This is a genomic window from Pedobacter cryoconitis (assembly GCF_003259615.1).
Classification (GTDB): Bacteria; Bacteroidota; Bacteroidia; order Sphingobacteriales; family Sphingobacteriaceae; genus Pedobacter; species Pedobacter cryoconitis.
The window spans coordinates 21740-39120 of the sequence record NZ_QLLR01000017.1 but is presented as its reverse complement, the minus strand read 5'-3'; the positions used below and the strand labels follow the sequence as shown (position 1 = coordinate 39120).

Annotated in this window: 15 protein-coding genes; 8 read left to right on the top strand and 7 right to left on the bottom strand. The window is 39.2% G+C overall.

Annotated features, from left to right (window positions below):
- Positions 1-24: 24 nt before the first annotated feature.
- The 6 genes from rny to rpsT all read right to left on the bottom strand — a co-directional run bounded on the left by rny (position 25) and on the right by rpsT (position 6004).
- Positions 25-1587 (bottom strand): ribonuclease Y, encoded by a 1563-nt coding sequence (gene rny, locus LY11_RS15945; RefSeq protein ID WP_211321572.1) that lies wholly within the window; start codon positions 1585-1587, stop codon positions 25-27.
- Between the two features lie 255 nt (positions 1588-1842).
- Positions 1843-2133, bottom strand: coding sequence for a cell division protein ZapA (locus tag LY11_RS15940; protein ID WP_041878266.1), 291 nt, complete (start codon positions 2131-2133; stop codon positions 1843-1845).
- Positions 2134-2164: 31 nt separating this feature from the next.
- Complete coding sequence (locus LY11_RS15935) at positions 2165-2455, bottom strand: hypothetical protein (protein ID WP_068403216.1); 291 nt, start codon at positions 2453-2455, stop codon at positions 2165-2167.
- Between the two features lie 54 nt (positions 2456-2509).
- Positions 2510-4909 (bottom strand): phenylalanine--tRNA ligase subunit beta, encoded by a 2400-nt coding sequence (gene pheT, locus LY11_RS15930; protein ID WP_111634658.1) that lies wholly within the window; start codon positions 4907-4909, stop codon positions 2510-2512.
- An 83-nt stretch (positions 4910-4992) separates the two neighbouring features.
- Positions 4993-5691, bottom strand: coding sequence for a RadC family protein (gene radC, locus LY11_RS15925; RefSeq protein ID WP_111634657.1), 699 nt, complete (start codon positions 5689-5691; stop codon positions 4993-4995).
- Positions 5692-5749: 58 nt separating this feature from the next.
- On the bottom strand, positions 5750-6004 hold the full coding sequence (gene rpsT, locus LY11_RS15920) for a 30S ribosomal protein S20 (RefSeq protein ID WP_041878275.1): 255 nt from the start codon (positions 6002-6004) through the stop codon (positions 5750-5752).
- Between the two features lie 538 nt (positions 6005-6542).
- On the opposite strand from rpsT, the gene LY11_RS15915 reads away from it, so the two are divergent.
- The 8 genes from LY11_RS15915 (at position 6543) to rodA (ending at position 16182) form a co-directional block, all read left to right on the top strand.
- Positions 6543-7943, top strand: a complete 1401-nt coding sequence (locus LY11_RS15915; RefSeq protein ID WP_245952799.1) for an aldehyde dehydrogenase family protein — start codon at positions 6543-6545, stop codon at positions 7941-7943.
- 294 nt (positions 7944-8237) lie between these two features.
- The gene (purN, locus tag LY11_RS15910) at positions 8238-8816 is read left to right on the top strand and encodes a phosphoribosylglycinamide formyltransferase (protein ID WP_111634656.1); all 579 of its coding nucleotides are present in this window, start codon (positions 8238-8240) and stop codon (positions 8814-8816) included.
- Between the two features lie 73 nt (positions 8817-8889).
- Positions 8890-10416 carry a bifunctional phosphoribosylaminoimidazolecarboxamide formyltransferase/IMP cyclohydrolase gene (purH, locus tag LY11_RS15905; protein ID WP_111634655.1) on the top strand — a complete coding sequence of 509 codons (1527 nt, stop codon included), beginning with the start codon at positions 8890-8892 and terminating at the stop codon, positions 10414-10416.
- 84 nt (positions 10417-10500) lie between these two features.
- Positions 10501-11523 carry a rod shape-determining protein gene (locus tag LY11_RS15900; protein WP_037440490.1) on the top strand — a complete coding sequence of 341 codons (1023 nt, stop codon included), beginning with the start codon at positions 10501-10503 and terminating at the stop codon, positions 11521-11523.
- Positions 11524-11629: 106 nt separating this feature from the next.
- Positions 11630-12469 carry a rod shape-determining protein MreC gene (gene mreC / locus LY11_RS15895; protein ID WP_111634654.1) on the top strand — a complete coding sequence of 280 codons (840 nt, stop codon included), beginning with the start codon at positions 11630-11632 and terminating at the stop codon, positions 12467-12469.
- Positions 12459-12974, top strand: a complete 516-nt coding sequence (locus tag LY11_RS15890; RefSeq protein WP_111634653.1) for a rod shape-determining protein MreD — start codon at positions 12459-12461, stop codon at positions 12972-12974. The genes mreC and LY11_RS15890 overlap by 11 nt, the downstream gene beginning before the upstream one ends.
- On the top strand, positions 12975-14912 hold the full coding sequence (gene mrdA / locus LY11_RS15885; protein ID WP_111634652.1) for a penicillin-binding protein 2: 1938 nt from the start codon (positions 12975-12977) through the stop codon (positions 14910-14912). It abuts the gene before it with no gap.
- A gap of 4 nt (positions 14913-14916) precedes the next feature.
- A complete protein-coding gene (gene rodA / locus LY11_RS15880) occupies positions 14917-16182 on the top strand; it encodes a rod shape-determining protein RodA (RefSeq protein WP_111634651.1) in 1266 nt (421 codons plus the stop codon).
- Here the strand turns inward: rodA and LY11_RS15875 are convergent.
- A complete protein-coding gene (locus LY11_RS15875; protein ID WP_111634650.1) occupies positions 16175-17359 on the bottom strand; it encodes a hypothetical protein in 1185 nt (394 codons plus the stop codon). The two genes, rodA and LY11_RS15875, sit on opposite strands and share 8 nt — an antisense overlap.
- Positions 17360-17381 lie beyond the last annotated feature (22 nt).

Here is a 17381-nt window from a genome sequence, read left to right as displayed (position 1 = left end):
CAGTAATAATATTTATTAAGCTGCTTATTTAGCAAAGGCAACCGAACGGGTTTCTCTGATTACAGTAACTTTAATCTGACCAGGATAAGTCATTTCCGTTTGAATACGGTTAGAAATATCTGCTGCCAGTAATTCTGCCTGCTGATCAGTTACTCTTTCACTTTCTACCACAACTCTTAACTCTCTACCTGCCTGAATCGCGAAAGTTTTCTCTACACCAGGATAAGAAAGAGCCAGCTCTTCTAATTCTTTTAAACGTTTAATATAACTTTCAACAACCTCACGTCTTGCACCAGGGCGTGCACCAGAAATTGCATCACAAGCTTGTACGATCGGTGAGATCATAGAAGTCATTTCGATTTCATCATGGTGAGCTCCGATTGCATTACAAATTTCAGGATGTTCCTTATATTTTTCTGCAAGCTGCATTCCTAAAATAGCGTGTGGCAATTCAGGGTTATCATCAGGTACTTTACCTATATCATGTAATAATCCTGCACGTTTAGCCATTTTAGCATTTAAGCCTAATTCTGCCGCCATTGTTGCACAGAAATTAGCCACCTCACGAGAGTGATGTAACAAATTCTGTCCATAAGAAGAACGGTAACGCATACGTCCCACCATCCTGATTAACTCAGGGTGCAATCCGTGAATACCTAAATCAATAACCGTACGTTCACCGATTTCGACAATCTCATCTTCAATTTGTTTCTTCGTTTTTGCTACCACCTCTTCAATACGTGCAGGGTGAATACGTCCGTCAGTTACCAGGCGGTGTAAGGCTAAACGGGCAATCTCTCTTCTTACCGGGTCAAAACCAGATAAAATAATAGCTTCAGGTGTATCATCTACAATGATCTCAATACCAGTCGCTGCTTCAAGCGCACGGATATTTCTACCCTCACGTCCAATTACCCTACCTTTAATTTCATCACTTTCTATATGAAAAATAGAAACTGTATTTTCAATCGCCGCTTCTACAGCTGTACGCTGTATCGTTTGGATTACAACTTTTTTAGCTTCTTTAGTAGCAGTTAACCTTGCTTCATCCACAATATCCTTAACCTGGATCATGGCCTGGGTTCTGGCTTCCTGTTTCATGTTCTCTACCAGCTGATTTTTGGCTTCTTCAGCACTTAACCCGGCGATAGTTTCCAGTTGTTTTACATGCTGATTTTTCAGCAAGTCAACCTCTTCTTGTTTTTTAACCGCAATATCAGTTTGTTTATCCAGGTTTTTCTTGCTGTTATCCAGCTCCTGTTCCTTGCGGTTCATGTTTTCCAAACGCTGGTTCACAGATTGTTCTTTCTGCTTGATAGCATTCTCTCTCTGATTTACCTGGTTATTTTTAGCATTTACTTCCTGCTCATGCTCAGTCTTCAATTGTAAAAACTTCTCTTTCGCTTCCAGTAATCTGTCTTTCTTTAAGATCTCTGCATTACTTTCTGCTTCTTTTAAGATCTTCTTCACTTTTGACTGTGCAGCAATCTCCTGTTTTTTCAACAGGTTGCGCAGCAAATATCTGCCAACCAGTATCCCAACAACTAAGCTGGCCAGTACATATCCAATTATTCCTATTATTTCCATTTTAATTTATATATATAAACGTGCATAAACATAACCTATGCTCATGCAAGCCTCTTATTACCTTTCTAAAATTCTGACTTAAAAAAAAACCGCTGTTCAATTTTAAGTTTCCTGCGCTACTACTCTAAATACATGCCATGATTAACAGCAACTGATCCCAGCCACCCGCCTGTATTTAAAGATTACGAAACATGAAACAAAAAATTCAACAACGGTTAAATCTTTTTTATACGCTTTTGAAATTACGGACCGATTCTATTTGGTAAAAAAATCGTTCAGTAAACTATCTAATTCCTCAACTTTTTCAGCTACTGCAGTATCTTGATCCTGCACTTTATTTTCTACCCTTAGCACAGCTGTTGCATAATGCAATACTGCCATAGATAGCAAATCCTGTTTATCTCTGACCGCATAATTTTCCTGATAGTCCTTTATACGCTCATTAATAATTTTGGCTGCCCGCCTTACAATTTCTTCCTCCTCCATATTCACCTTTAAAGGGTAAATGCGGTCCGAGATAGTTATTTTTATCGAGATTTCTCCCATTTCTTAGCTTTGTTTCAATTTCGTGTAATCCCTATTTTTTAAGCAACACTACACATTTATCGATTTCACGCACAAAATCGTTAATTTTTTGCTTAATATCAAGTGTCTTTTCGCTTGTTCCTTCAATACTCTTCGCCAATTTAAGCACCCTCATCTTCTCATCCAAATCTGAGTTCTTAATTTTTGCCGCATTCAAGGCTAACTTAACAGATGAATTTTCCTGCTTTAACAACTCGTTTTCCTCTTGTAATGCATTACAAAGCTCGATAAGCCGGGCCGCTTTATGTAATACTGAATCTAATTGTTCTGCAACCGAAGACATCTTTTATTTAAAAATTGATAGTATTTATATTATTCCTAAAAGTAACAAATAAAATTACTTTCTTATCTCTGCTTTCGCACTTTGGGCTAAGTTAGCGATAATCTTTTGCATAACTGCATCAATTTGCTTGTCAGTCAAAGTCTGCTGATCATCCTGCAAAGTAAAGTTCAGTGCATAAGATTTCTTGTTTTCAGGTAATTTATCACCAACATAGACATCAAATATCTGCACATTCTTCAATAACTTCTTCTCCGTTTTGAAAGCAATTGTTTTCAAAGCTTCGAAGGTTACATCCGTATCTACCAGCATAGAAAGATCTCTTCTTACTGCAGGATACTTAGGAATCTCTTTGCTGATTATTTTATTCTTTCTGACAATGTCCAGCAATAAAGCCCAGTCAAAGTCTGCATAATAAACATCCTTATCCACATCCGTCTGCTTTTTATCTGCTGCTGTTACTGCACCAAAAGTAACAATTGCCTGCGGGCCTCTGAAATACTTCAACCCGAAAGCAAAGTTCTCATCACTGATTTCTTCCGTCTGGTAATTCGTAATCCCCAATCTTCCGATCACCGCATCAACTGCCGCCTTTAAGTTATAAAAACTTACAGGAGCAGGTTTTTGATTCCACTGTTCAGTAGCATCCGATCCCGAAAGCACCAATAGCAATCTTGGACGTTCTACGTATTTTTCGTTGATCAAATGATAAGTTTTACCAAACTCATAAAACTTAACATCACCATTTTTCCTGTTCTGGTTATAAGCAACACTTTCCAATGCCGGCATCAGCAAACTCTGACGCATCACATTTAAATCTGAACTTAAAGGATTCAGAATCTGGACCACCTCTTCTGTATTCTTAGAATAGGTACCTTTAGTTAAAGAGTTACACCAGATTTCCAGGTATCCGTTAGCCGTTAACATATCTGCAACCACATGTTGTGTCTGCTCTCTGTCTGGCTTGGCAGAAAAGGTCAGTGAAGCATTCACTTTACTTGGGATCTCAATATTATTATACCCGTAAATTCTTAACACTTCTTCCGTAATATCACACTCACGCGTAACATCTACTTTAAAACTCGGAACTTTTAAAGATAAACCTTCAGCTGTTTCTGAAGCAACCGTAATCCCTAATGAGGTAATAATCGCTTTGATTTCCTCATCCGGAATAGCTGCACCTATCAGCCTGGTAATATTTTTATAGGTAACCTTAACATCAAAAGGAGCAACCGGCGAAGGGTATATATCTGAAACTACAGAAGAAATCTCACCACCTGCCACTTCCTGAATCAACAAGGCAGCATACTTTAAAGCTGTCACTGTCATTTCCGGATCCGTACCACGCTCATAACGGAAAGAAGCATCTGTTTTTAAAGTATGTCTTTTCGCCGTCTTACGAACCGATACCGAATTGAAATAAGCACTCTCTATAAATATATTTTTAGTTTCTGCACTCACTCCGGAATTCTTACCACCGTAAACACCTGCAATCGTCACTGGTTTCTCTGCATCACAGATCATCAGATCTTCTGCAGATAACTTACGCTCTACCCCATCCAAAGTAACAAATGAAGTTCCTTCAGCTACCTTTTGTACAATGATCTTTTTTCCTGCCAGCTGATCGGCATCAAAAGCATGAAGCGGCTGACCTAAACCATGCAATACATAATTGGTAACGTCTACTATATTATTAATCGGACGGATGCCGATTACTTTTAACTTATCCTGTAACCAGTCCGGAGAAGTTTTAACCGTTACCCCGCTGATCGAAACACTCGTGTATCTCGGGCAGGCAACCGGATCAGCAACTTCAACTGCGATTGTGAAATTTTCATTCGCTGTTTTAAAAGAATCAATAGCCGGCATTTTCAAATCAATTCTCAGGTAGGCCGCTAAATCTCTGGCTACCCCTAAATGTGAAGCTGCATCAGCTCTGTTTGGCGTTAACCCAATTTCAAAAAGATAATCATCTTCCATTTTGAAATAGTCTTTAGCTGACTGGCCGATCAATGCGTCTTCTGCAAGGACCATAATACCAGCATGAGAACCACCCAGTCCAATTTCATCTTCTGCACAAATCATTCCTTCAGAAACTTCGCCCCTGATTTTTGATTTATTAATTTTAAAAGGTTCACCTTCATTCGGATAAACAGTCGTCCCTACCGTAGCCACAACAACTTTTTGTCCTTCAGCAACATTCGGCGCACCACATACAACCTGTATCGCTTCTGCAGCACCAACATTTACCGTAGTAACCCTCAGCTTGTCTGCATTGGAATGTGGAACGCATGTAAGCACATGGCCAATCACTAATCCTTCCAGACCACCCACCACTGGTTGTACTTTTTCAAGGCTTTCCACCTCCAGGCCGATATTGGTCAGAATCAATGAAAGCTCCTGTGGATTAAGGTCAGTTTGTATGAATTGTTTAAGCCAGTTGTATGATATCTTCATGTTATATTTTCTTCTAAAATGCAAAGATATAAAATAATGCTTTGCTGTATATTGATTAGCCCATAAACATGGAAGAATTGACATTAAATAATTTCTTCATCTGCCATGCTGTAGAACCTTTTATTCGTAATTATGAGGTGATCCAGTACCGGGGTATCCAATAACAGACCTGCTTCAACGAGCTTTTTAGTGACATCAATGTCTTCTTTACTCGGTCTGCAGTTCCCCGAAGGATGATTATGTGCAAGGATGAGATAAGCGGCTTTCATGGCAATTGCTTTCTCAAAGATGATTTTTGGGTCAACAGTTGTACTGGCCTGTCCTCCTTTGCTGATCATATGTTTACAGATTACAAAATTGGCTTTATTTAAAATCAGCATCCAGAACTCTTCATGGTCCAGATCTGCCAGGACAGGTCTTAATAAATCGAATGCGTCATTGGAAGAATGAATTTGAGGGAACTCTTCATGTGGTTTTTCTTTTCTGCGGCGACCGAGTTCAAGCGCGGCAATAATAGACAGCGCTTTGGCTTCACCTATTCCTTTAAACAGGATCAATTCCTGAAAGGATGCCCTGGCTAACAAATCAAGATCATTCCCATAGTTAAGCAGGATTCGCTGACTGACCTCTAAAGAAGTTTCATTTTTATTTCCTGAGCTGATCAGGATGGCAATAAGTTCTGCGTCCGATAAATGCCTGCGGCCATTTAAAATTAGTTTTTCACGGGGACGATCAGCCGGGGCTAAAGATTTAATTCCTATTTTATGTTCATATTTTACCATAAACAAAAAAACGGGATAAGCCAAAGCCTATCCCGTTTACAATATTGTAAAGCTATTACTATTTTAAGCCGTTAACAAATTTAGTTAACTTAGATTTGTTGTTTGCAGCTTTGTTTTTGTGAATAACATTTTTCTTAGCTAAACGATCTAACATAGAAATCACTTTAGGCAATAACTCCTGACCTGATTTTTTATCTACAGATGCACGTAATCTTTTAACAAAAGTACGAGTAGTTTTTGCTTGGTATCTGTTACGTAAACGTTTAGTAGCGTTTGCTCTGATTCTTTTTAAAGATGATTTATGATTTGCCATTTTCTAGTATAATAATATTTTTATATGTAAAGGTCTGGTAATTACAACAAACCCTGTTTATCCTTTTTTCGGACTGCAAATATAGAACTTATGTTTTTAATATGCAAAACGATATTACAAATATTTTAAATATTCTTGATTATACTATAATCCGATTATAAGATTCTTAAATATTGTGAATCAATATTTTGCAAAAAAAAGCAATTACACACAATATTGTAATAGTTCAGTTGGTATTTCCCTGCTCCAAACAAACTTCATCCTCTTCCTGCCATTCCTGATTATTTTAATAGCAGAACCACACCTATAGTATGGTTCTGCTATTAAGTTGTACTCTACTTTTCTATGAACCCATACCCACAGCAGCTCACCTCCACAGTGGATTCAGACACTAGTCAACATGAATCAAAACAGGCTTTATCTATGCCCTTAATTAGCGGCTCCCCCTGCTCCTGAACTGTCAATCTTTTCGCGAACCGGCCCGGTCTATGGAAATTATTTGATAACTTAACATATTGTTAACTCAAGCCTGTTAGTAATGACGCATATAATCAATAGTGTTTTTGATTTACAGCAAAAGAATAAGTACGCCCTTCGGCTAACTACTGCAACTGAACGTATTGATAAACTGCATTTACTGAAGTCAACTATTCAGCGGTATGAAAAAGAAATATACGCTGCTTTACAAACCGATCTGAGAAAAAGTAAATTTGAATCCGGAGTTACCGAACTGATCTTCATCTATAGCGAAATAGACTTTGCGATTAAAAACCTTAAAGGCTGGATGAGCCCCAGGTATGCAGGCAAAAGTTTCACAGGTTTGCTGGCTAAAAACAGGATTTATTATCAGCCAAGGGGGATCTGCCTGATTATTTCTCCGTGGAACTACCCATTTCAATTGATGATGAGTCCTTTAATTTCTGCAATTGCAGCCGGAAATTGTGCAATTCTAAAGCCTTCAGAATTCAGCCCTGCAACCAGTGCGGTAATTGCTAAAATCATCAGAAAAGCATTCAAAAAGGAAGAAATAGCATGTTTTGAAGGTGATGAGTCTTTGGCTAAAGCTTTATTAGAACTTCCATTTGATCATATCTTTTTCACCGGAAGTACTGCTGTCGGCAAAATAGTGATGAAGGCTGCTGCACAGCATTTGACTTCAGTTACGCTGGAATTGGGCGGAAAGTCTCCTGTAATTATTGATGAAACAGCTGCTGTTAAAAATGCAGCAACAAAAATTGCCTGGGGGAAACTGGTTAATGCCGGGCAAACCTGCATCGCGCCTGATTATGTATTTGTTCATCAGACCAAACTTGAAGAGTTTATTACTTTTTATAAATCAGCTGCCAGTCACATGTTCCTGAATGAGAACGGACAGGCTAATGAATCTTCCTACGCAAAAATCATTAATCTCAAACACTTCGATCGTTTAACGGCCTTAATTAAGGATGCGGTGAATAAAGGAGCCGAAATAGTTTGGGGCGGAGATTACGTGGTATTAGAACATACAATAAACCCTGTACTGCTTATCAATGCAGATTTGAACAGTAAAATTATGCAGGAAGAGATCTTTGGCCCGATTTTACCGATTATTCCTTATACTGAGCTGGAAACGGTGATCCGGATGATCAATGAAAAAAGCAAACCTCTGGCACTTTATATGTTTAGCGAAAGTAAGCCGGCTATCAGGCAGGTGTTGAAAAGCACGAGTTCTGGTGGAGCTTGTATAAATGATGTGCTGATTCATATTTCTAATCCGAATTTGCCATTTGGAGGAGTAAATGGAAGCGGAATGGGAAACTGCCACGGTTTTTTTGGCTTCAAGACGTTTTCCCATGAAAGAGCAGTAGTCTTTCAATCATCAGTTAATATGTCTGGAATGATATATCCTCCTTATGAGAAAAAAGGATGGATATTAAAAATGCTGGAGAAATTGATGTGAGAATAAGGGCTTTAAGTTAAAAAATGAATATATTCTCATTAAACCCTTTCATTCAATACTCAAAATACTATTTTTGACAAAAAACCACTTTATATAGATTCAGCTATCTATCCTGCCTGAATATCATTAAGATAAATAAGATGAAAACCGGCGAAGCCAGCTTGAATACCATTAAATAACAATAAACAACCAATGAAAACCGGCGAAGCCAGCTTGAATACAATTAAAAACAATAAATACTAATGAAAACCGGCGAAGCCAGCTTGAATACAATTAAATAACAATAAACAACCAATGAAAAAACGTATAGCAATTTTTGCCTCCGGTTCGGGTTCTAATGCCCAGAAAATTATGGAACTGTTCAAACACAGTCCAGAAGTAGAAATTGCACTGGTATTGACCAACAATCCTGACGCATACGTTTTACAACGTGCAGATAATTTTGAAATTCCCTCTCATATTTTTGACAGAAAAGAATTCTATCAGACCGATTCTATCATTGATTTATTAAAAAACCTGGATATAGACCTGATTGTTCTCGCGGGTTTCCTCTGGCTTATTCCTCAAAATCTGATTGCTGAATATCCTGGCCGCATTATCAACATTCACCCGGCTATCCTTCCTAAATTTGGTGGTAAAGGAATGTATGGAGATCATGTACACAAAGCAGTACTGGCAGCAGGCGAGACTGAAGGCGGCATCACCATTCATTACGTAAATGAAAATTATGATGAAGGAGAATATATCTACCAGGCTAAATATAAAATTGATAAAGATGACAATTTGGAAATGGTAAAATTCAAGGGACAACAGCTTGAACACCAACATTATCCTCGTATTGTGGAGAGTATTTTGAAAAAGATAAAAAAATAAGGTACTTTTTATCATTTCTCTCTGAAATTTATCGCTTAAAAATCATAGTTTTGCGGCTCAAAAATCACACCCAATGAGTCAACAAATAAAGATCAAAAACGCTTTAATCTCAGTATATTACAAAGACGGTCTAGAACCACTTGTTCGCTTGCTTGCACAGCAAGGTGTTCAATTGTTTTCTACAGGTGGAACAGAACAGTTCATTAAAGACTTGAATTTACCTGTTACAGCTGTTGAAGATCTGACCGGCTATCCCTCTATTTTAGGCGGAAGGGTTAAAACTTTGCATCCGAAAGTTTTCGGTGGTATCTTAAACCGCAGAAACCTGGCAGCAGACAAAGAACAGATTGCGGAATATGAAATTCCTGAAATCGACCTGGTTATCGTTGATTTATACCCATTTGAAGAAACACTGAAAGCAGGTGGTTCTGATGAAGAAATCATTGAAAAAATTGATATTGGTGGCATCTCCCTGATCAGGGCTGCTGCGAAAAACTTTAATGACGTGGTAATCCTTGCTTCAAAAGATGACTACGCAAACCTACAACAACAATTAGAAGAGCAAAACGGCGAAACTTCTTTAGCACAGCGTAAAGCTTATGCTAAAAAAGCATTCCACACTTCTTCTCACTACGATACAGCGATCTTCAATTACTTCAATACCGAAGAGCCGCTTACTTTATTCAAACAAAGTATTAACACGGCAAAAACTCTTCGTTACGGAGAAAACCCGCATCAGCAAGGTGTTTTTTACGGAGATCTGGATGAAATGTTCACCAAATTAAACGGAAAAGAACTTTCTTACAATAACCTGGTTGACGTTGATGCAGCCGTTAGTTTGATCGATGAATTTATCGAGCCTACTTTCGCAATCTTAAAACATACTAATGCTTGCGGTATTGCTTCGAGAGAAACAATAGGACAAGCCTGGGATGATGCTTTAGCTTGTGACCCGGTATCTGCATTTGGCGGGGTACTGATTGCAAACCGTGAAATTGACCTGGCGACAGCGACTGAAATCAACAAATTGTTTTTCGAAGTCCTGATTGCTCCTTCTTACGCATCTGAAGCAGTTGAATTGTTCAAAGCAAAGAAAAACAGGGTAATTCTTCAGCGTAACCACGTTGAATTAGGTAAAAAACAATTCAAAACTTTATTAAACGGTGTTATTGAGCAGGATAAAGATTTAATCATCGAAGGAACTGATCAAATGGTTACCGTAACAGAGAAATCACCTTCAGCTGCAGAGCTAAAAGATCTTTTTTTCGCAAATAAAATTGTAAAACATACTAAATCGAACACAATTGTGTTTGTAAAGGACAATACTTTACTGGCAAGTGGAGTTGGACAGACCTCAAGAGTTGATGCTTTGAAACAGGCAATTGTAAAAGCAAATGCTTTCAACTTCAGTTTAATCGGATCGGTAATGGCTTCAGACGCTTTCTTCCCATTCCCTGACTGTGTTGAAATCGCTGCCGGAGCAGGTATTACTGCTGTTCTTCAACCGGGTGGTTCAATTAAAGATGCTGATTCTGTGAACATGGCGAATGAAAAAGGTATCGCAATGGTAACCACTGGCATCAGACATTTTAAGCACTAATTTTTTAACTGCGAATACAATAAAAAGACGTAGTTTTACATTAAATAGTATATAGAATTTTTAATAATAACTTATCACCTATAAATGGGTTTATTTAACTGGTTCACACAAGAGGTTGCCATCGATTTAGGCACCGCCAACACCCTGATAATACACAATGATAAAGTGGTTGTTGATGAGCCTTCAATAGTTGCTTTTGACAGACAAACAAATAAAATTATCGCAATAGGCCGTCAGGCGATGCAGATGGAGGGTAAAACCCACGATAACATCCGCACCGTAAGGCCACTGAAAGATGGTGTTATCGCCGACTTTAACGCTGCTGAAGCAATGATCAAGGGTATGATCCGTATGCTGAACGGTGGAAAAGGCTGGATGTTTCCATCTTTGAGAATGGTAATCTGTATTCCATCAGGAATCACTGAAGTTGAAAAACGTGCAGTAAGAGATTCGGCAGAAATTGCCGGCGCAAAAGAAGTTTACTTAATTCACGAGCCAATGGCAGCAGCTGTAGGTATCGGAATTGACGTAGAAGAGCCGATGGGTAATATGATCATCGATATAGGCGGTGGTACTACTGAAATCGCTGTAATTGCACTTTCTGGTATTGTTTGCGACCAGTCTATCCGCGTTGCGGGAGATAACTTCGATTCAGATATTGTAAACTATATCCGTCGTCAGCACAATATTATGATTGGTGACCGTACTGCAGAGAAAATCAAAATTGAAGTTGGTGCTGCTTTACCTGAATTATCAGATCCACCAGCAGATTTCGCGGTACAGGGAAGAGATTTAATGACAGGTGTACCAAAACAGATCACTGTTTCATATACTGAAATTGCACACTGCCTGGATAAGTCTATTTCTAAAATTGAAGAAGCAATTCTGAAAGCATTAGAGATCACCCCACCAGAACTTTCTGCAGATATCTACCAGACTGGTATCTACCTGACAGGTGGCGGAGCATTATTACGCGGACTGGACAAACGTGTCGCAGCTAAAACAAAACTCCCGGTACACGTAGCAGAAGATCCATTACGTGCGGTTGTTCGTGGTACTGGTATCGCACTGAAAAATATCGGTGGCTATAAGTTTTTAATGCAATAAATTAATCATTACATACAGTATAAAAAATGTGAGCCGCTTGTATAAAGCACTCACATTTTATCATTAAATAAAATGAGGACTGTAGCTCAATACAGAATGAAGAAATATGCGTAACCTTTGGATTTTCATAAATAGATACAACGCATTTTTCCTGTTTGTCATCTTTTTCACCATTGGCATCATCCTTACTGTTCAAAACAACGCTTACCAAAGGAGTGTAACGCTTAATTCTACCAATGAGGTTGTTGGACATGCTTATGAGCGGCTCAATGTATTCAAAAAATATATGAACCTGGGCACAGTAAATGATAGCCTTGCTTTTGAAAATGCAAGACTTCATACCGCCCTTCTGGCGCTTAAAAACATTGATAGTGCCAAAAATACATTGGTTAAAGATACAGCTACCCATGTTCAGTATACTTACCTGGCAGCCAGAGTAATCAAAAACTCCATCACTTTAAGAAATAACGTCATTACGATTAATAAAGGAGCTTTAGATGGCATAGAAAGCGGGATGGCTGTAATCTCTGCCGGCAAAGGTGTAGTTGGAATCATCCGTGATGTATCACCACACCTGGCTACTATAGAATCTCTGCTGAATAAAGATGCAAAAATCAGTGTCAGTATCAAATCAACCAAGGCATTAGGCTCACTGGTATGGGGTGACCGGAATTCGGATTACAGAACCGCATTCATTAAAGATGTTCCCAACCATTTCAAAGTAAAACTAAAGGATACAGTAATCACTTCTGGTTTTGGCTCCTTCCCTCCTGGTATACAGGTAGGAACGATCAGTAACAGAGGGATCTCTACCGGAGATAATTTCCTGACTATCCAAATTAACCTTTTTAATGATTTCAGCACTTTACAATATGTGTATGTGATCAAAAACAAACTGGCAGAGGAACAAAAAGAATTAGAATCAAAATTGCCGAATGAACAGTAAAATCATATTAATCAATATCTTAAGGTGGTTCATTCTGCTTTCCATACAGATTCTTTTGTTAAGGAACCTGAGTTTTTATGATCTGGCTACTCCTTTCACGTATATTCTGTTCTTACTACTGCTTCCCTTTAGTATTCCCAACCCTATTCTATACCTCATTGCTTTCGGTACAGGCTTAACACTGGATGCTTTTTATGATACTTTAGGTGTACATACTGCAGCCTGTGTAACGCTGGTTTTTGTACGGATTTTATTCATTTCTGTAACGGTAAGCCGTGACAATTTTGATGAACCCGAACCTACTTTAGGTAATATGGGATTCAAATGGTTTGGTTTGTATGCCTTACTTTGTACCTTTGCGCATCATCTTGTGCTTTTCTTATTAGAAGCTTTTAAATTAACAGAACTCTCCTATACTTTGTTAAGATGCCTGCTTAGCGGTATCTTTACTTTATTCACTGTTATATTGATAGAATTTATCTTCTATAATAGAAAAATGCGCTAAATGGAGAATCTTTTCAATCGAAAATATATTATACAAGGTCTGTTTATAGTAGTTGCACTTATTTTAATGGGGCAGCTTTTTTATATACAAGTGGCCAGTGACCGTTATTTTTTATCCGCAAACAGCAATGTGTTACGGAAAAAATACACTTTCCCGGCTCGTGGGGTCATCACAGACCGGAACAATAAAGTATTGGTTCAAAATGAACCGGTCTATGATTTAATGGTCACGCCCAGTCTGGTCAAACCGTTTGATACCCTTGCCTTATGCAGGATCATTGGAATTGATATGGCTGGTTTCCATAAAAGATTTAACAAGGCCAGAAACCAGTCTAAATACCAGCGTTCTGTATTTGAGAAACAATTATCGGTACAAACCTATGCTGCCTTACAGGAAAGACTTTCCCGGTTTATTGGTTTTGAAACCCAAAACAGAACAGTCAGGCATTATCCGGACAGTGTAGCCGGACAGTTTTTTGGTTATGTAAAAGAGGTTTCAGACAAGGATATTGAAGAAAGTGACGGATATTACCGCCCGGGAGATTATATCGGAAAATCAGGTGTAGAACGTCAGTATAATGATGTACTTCGCGGTGAACGTGGCGTAGAGAATACGATTTACAATGCCAGGAATGTTCCCCAGGGAAGTTATCTGAATGGTAAGTTTGATACGCTGGCTATTTCCGGAGAAACATTGGTGTCTTCACTGGACATTGATATTCAGAAATTAGGAGAGCAGCTGCTGAAAAATAAGGTAGGCAGTATCGTAGCTATTGAACCAAGTACTGGTGAAGTACTGGCTTTTGTCAGCAGCCCGACTTACGATCCTAACCTGATGGTTGGAAGACAGCAGGGTAATAACTATATGGATATTTTCCGTTCGCCAAACAGACCATTTTTAGTCAGGCCACTTTCAGGTTATTACTCTCCTGGTTCTTCTTTTAAACCACTCGATGATTTAATCGCACTGCAGGAAGGTGTAATTGATCCGAATACGACTTTTAACTGTCCTGGCGGTTATTGGGCAGGAAATCACTTTGTAAGTTGTGAACACGTAGACGGAAATATCTCTCTTCGTAAGGGACTCGCAAGATCCTGTAATACTTATGCTTGTTATGTGTTTCAGAAGCTGATGACGCAGAAGAAGTACAAAAATAAAATTGAAGCTTATGATTCCTGGTCTGCAAAAGTCCGCAAGTTCGGCCTGGGTTCTAAACTGGACCTGGATATGCCCTTTGAACGTAAGGGACGAATATTTACTTCTGATGAATATACAAAAAGATTTGGTAAACACTGGGGGTACACCACTGTAATCTCCCTGGCAATTGGCCAGGGTGAGATGAGTGCAACACCTTTACAAATGGCTAATATCATGGCGATCATTGCAAACCGCGGTTATTATATCAAGCCTCACCTGGTTAAAGGTATCGGAGAAAAGAAAGATGTAAAAAAAGAATACCTGGTTAAAAATTCTGTAGATATTGATGCAGCACACTTCGAACCAGTTATTGATGGAATGCAGGACGCAGTTAATGCGTCTTATGGTACAGCGCGGGCTTCAGCGATCCCCAATATCCTTTTCTGCGGAAAAACTGGTACGGTACAAAATCCACACGGAAAGAATCACTCTGTGTTTGTTGGTTTTGCGCCGCGTGATAATCCAAAAATTGCCATTGCTGTAATTGTCGAAAATGCGGGTTTTGGTGGTGTTTACGCCGCACCTATTGCCAGTTATATCACAGAAAAATATTTAACAGGTAAGATTTCTGGCGGAAGGCTGGCGCAGTCAGAGGCGATGAAGAAACTTGTCGTTTTACCTGATGTACCAAGACCGAAAATCAAATGGGCTCCTAAAGGAACTGATAGTGCTGCTAAACCAGTTGTATTGCCAGCTTCACCGGAAAATAAAATTGTAAGTACTAAAACAACTATTAACTAAGCAAATGACTACGCAACAAGGCAGCCGCTTTTTCTTCAATGTAGATTGGATCACCATTTTGATTTACACGGCCTTATGTACCATTGGCTTCGTTAATATTTATGCTTCGCTTTATAATCCCGAAACTTCAACACTGTTTAACTTCAGCAGTAACTATGGAAAACAATTAGTTTATATCATTACCGGGTTAATGCTTGGGTTTTCCATCCTGCTGCTCGATGCCAAATTCTTCAGCGTATTTTCACCTGTAGTTTATGGGATTACGATGCTGCTGCTGATGGCAGTACTGGTAGTTGGCCGTAAAGTGGCTGGTAACCAGGCCTGGATTCCTCTGGGCGCTTTCAGGTTACAGCCTTCGGAACTGGCTAAATTCGGAACGGCCTTGCTGATTGCCAGGTATGTCGGGAATTTCAACCCCAAGTTTACAGATGTTAAATCAATTTTCTTTGCCGGGCTGATTATCGGTTTTCCGCTGTTTTTAATTATGCTTCAGCCTGATACGGGATCGGCGCTCGTATTTCTTGCCTTTATGTTTCCTTTATACAGAGAGGGCTTATCCGGTTACTTCTTATTGATTTTCCTGGGGATGATCGTATTATTTATTGCCGATTTCCTGGTTCCTTCTTATATCCTGATCCCGATTATTGCAGTGGTTGGAGGTTTCTTTATTTACCAGAACAGGAGAAAACAGAAGATGATGTTTTCGATGATCCTGACTACCATTGTAGCCATTGCATATCTGTTTCTGGTGAAGGTAGCTTATGAAAAGGTTTTGGAACCGCACCAGCGTACACGTATTGAAATTATGCTGGGCCTTAAAACAGATCCTAAAGGAGCAGGTTATAATGTGATCCAGTCCAAGATCGCCATCGGGGCAGGGCAATTGACCGGAAGAGGTTTTCTGGAGGGTACACAGACCAAATATGGCTATGTACCTGAGCAAAGTACTGATTTTATCTTTTCTACGATTGGAGAGGAATGGGGTTTTCTGGGTTGTTCAGTTGTGATCGGACTATATATCTTTTTACTGTTGCGGGTAATTAACCTCGCCGAACGGCAGCGTTCTACCTTTTCCAGGGTTTATGGCTATTGTGTGGCGAGTATTATCTTCTTCCACGTATTTATAAATATAGGGATGACCATTGGTATCATCCCGGTAATTGGTATCCCATTGCCATTTATCAGCTATGGTGGGTCCTCTTTATGGAGTTTCACGGTATTACTCTTTATCTTCCTGAAACTTGATTCAAACAGAATGGGCTTTATTTAACAGTAAAGCGCTGGTTTAACAAATCGTAAAACTGATCCACTGTATCCTGTTTGTCTGCCCAGTTATTCTTCGCTGCATAACTGCTTTGTAAAAATTCGTCCGCAGTTTTAAAATCAGGCATTTTATTCACCAGATCTATTGCTTCTGCGTAGGCAAGATTGTACCCGTTAAACAGGTCTTTGATATACCGCATCTTATCATTCAGGCTGATGGCTTGCTTCAAGTCCTTAATCTGTACTCTGCTGCTCTCAGAATTGATATTCCTGACATTGGTATTGCCAGACAGAATATCATTCAATGTAGGCTTAGCTACGGGCTTTTCGGGTTCGCTGTCTGCTTGACTTTGCACAGGTGTGAATAATTCTTCCTGAACTGGCTTTGCCCCGAATGCAAAAATTGGTTCTTTAACAGGTTCTTCTTTATAAACAGGAACAGGCTCTGCTATGCGCTCTTCTTTGCTATGCTCAATTACCGGAACTGGTTCCTCTTTTACAGGTTCTATCACAGGGGTAATCTCTTCTTCTACCGGCTCGGTTACGGGAATAACTTCCTCTTCCTCCGGTTCAGGTTCAGGTATTATTTCAGCAACGGGATGTTTAGCTTCTTCTTCCTGAACAAACGGCACTTCCTGAACAACTGGCACTGCAACAGGTTCTGACACCAAAAATGGTTCTGGCCCAAGCTCATCCTCTTCAGGAAGCTGTATACCCAGGCTATCCATTTCCCTGAGCTTTTGTTTTTGCGCAATAATCACCTCCTCTTCTTTGCTCAGTGGTCTGTCAAATATGGCATCAATAGATTTTTCTTCGAATTCGAACTTATCTGTAGATGGCTTCTCATTTAAAATGAATTCGAAATTTGAAGGTTCGTTATCCAGTTTAAAAATATCATCATCCAGTCTGGGTCTGGCAGGAAGAATTTCATGCGTAGAGGAAACATCTTCTGCAGGCTCCTCTTTTTTGACTTCGGCAGGGCCGGATAATATCCGGGGGGCAGTACCGCTATTTATTTTCTTAATAATGTTGACGTGATCAGACAAGAAACTGGCATTGGCCAGGAAAAGTTCAAGTTCCAATTCATTGAGTTCACGGGGATTTTGGGCAAGATATTGATACTGGTCATTTAACTCATTAAGTATCTGCCCTATCTTTTTGAATATGTCCTCCTGGTTCATCATAGTTGTATAACGTAAGAATTGG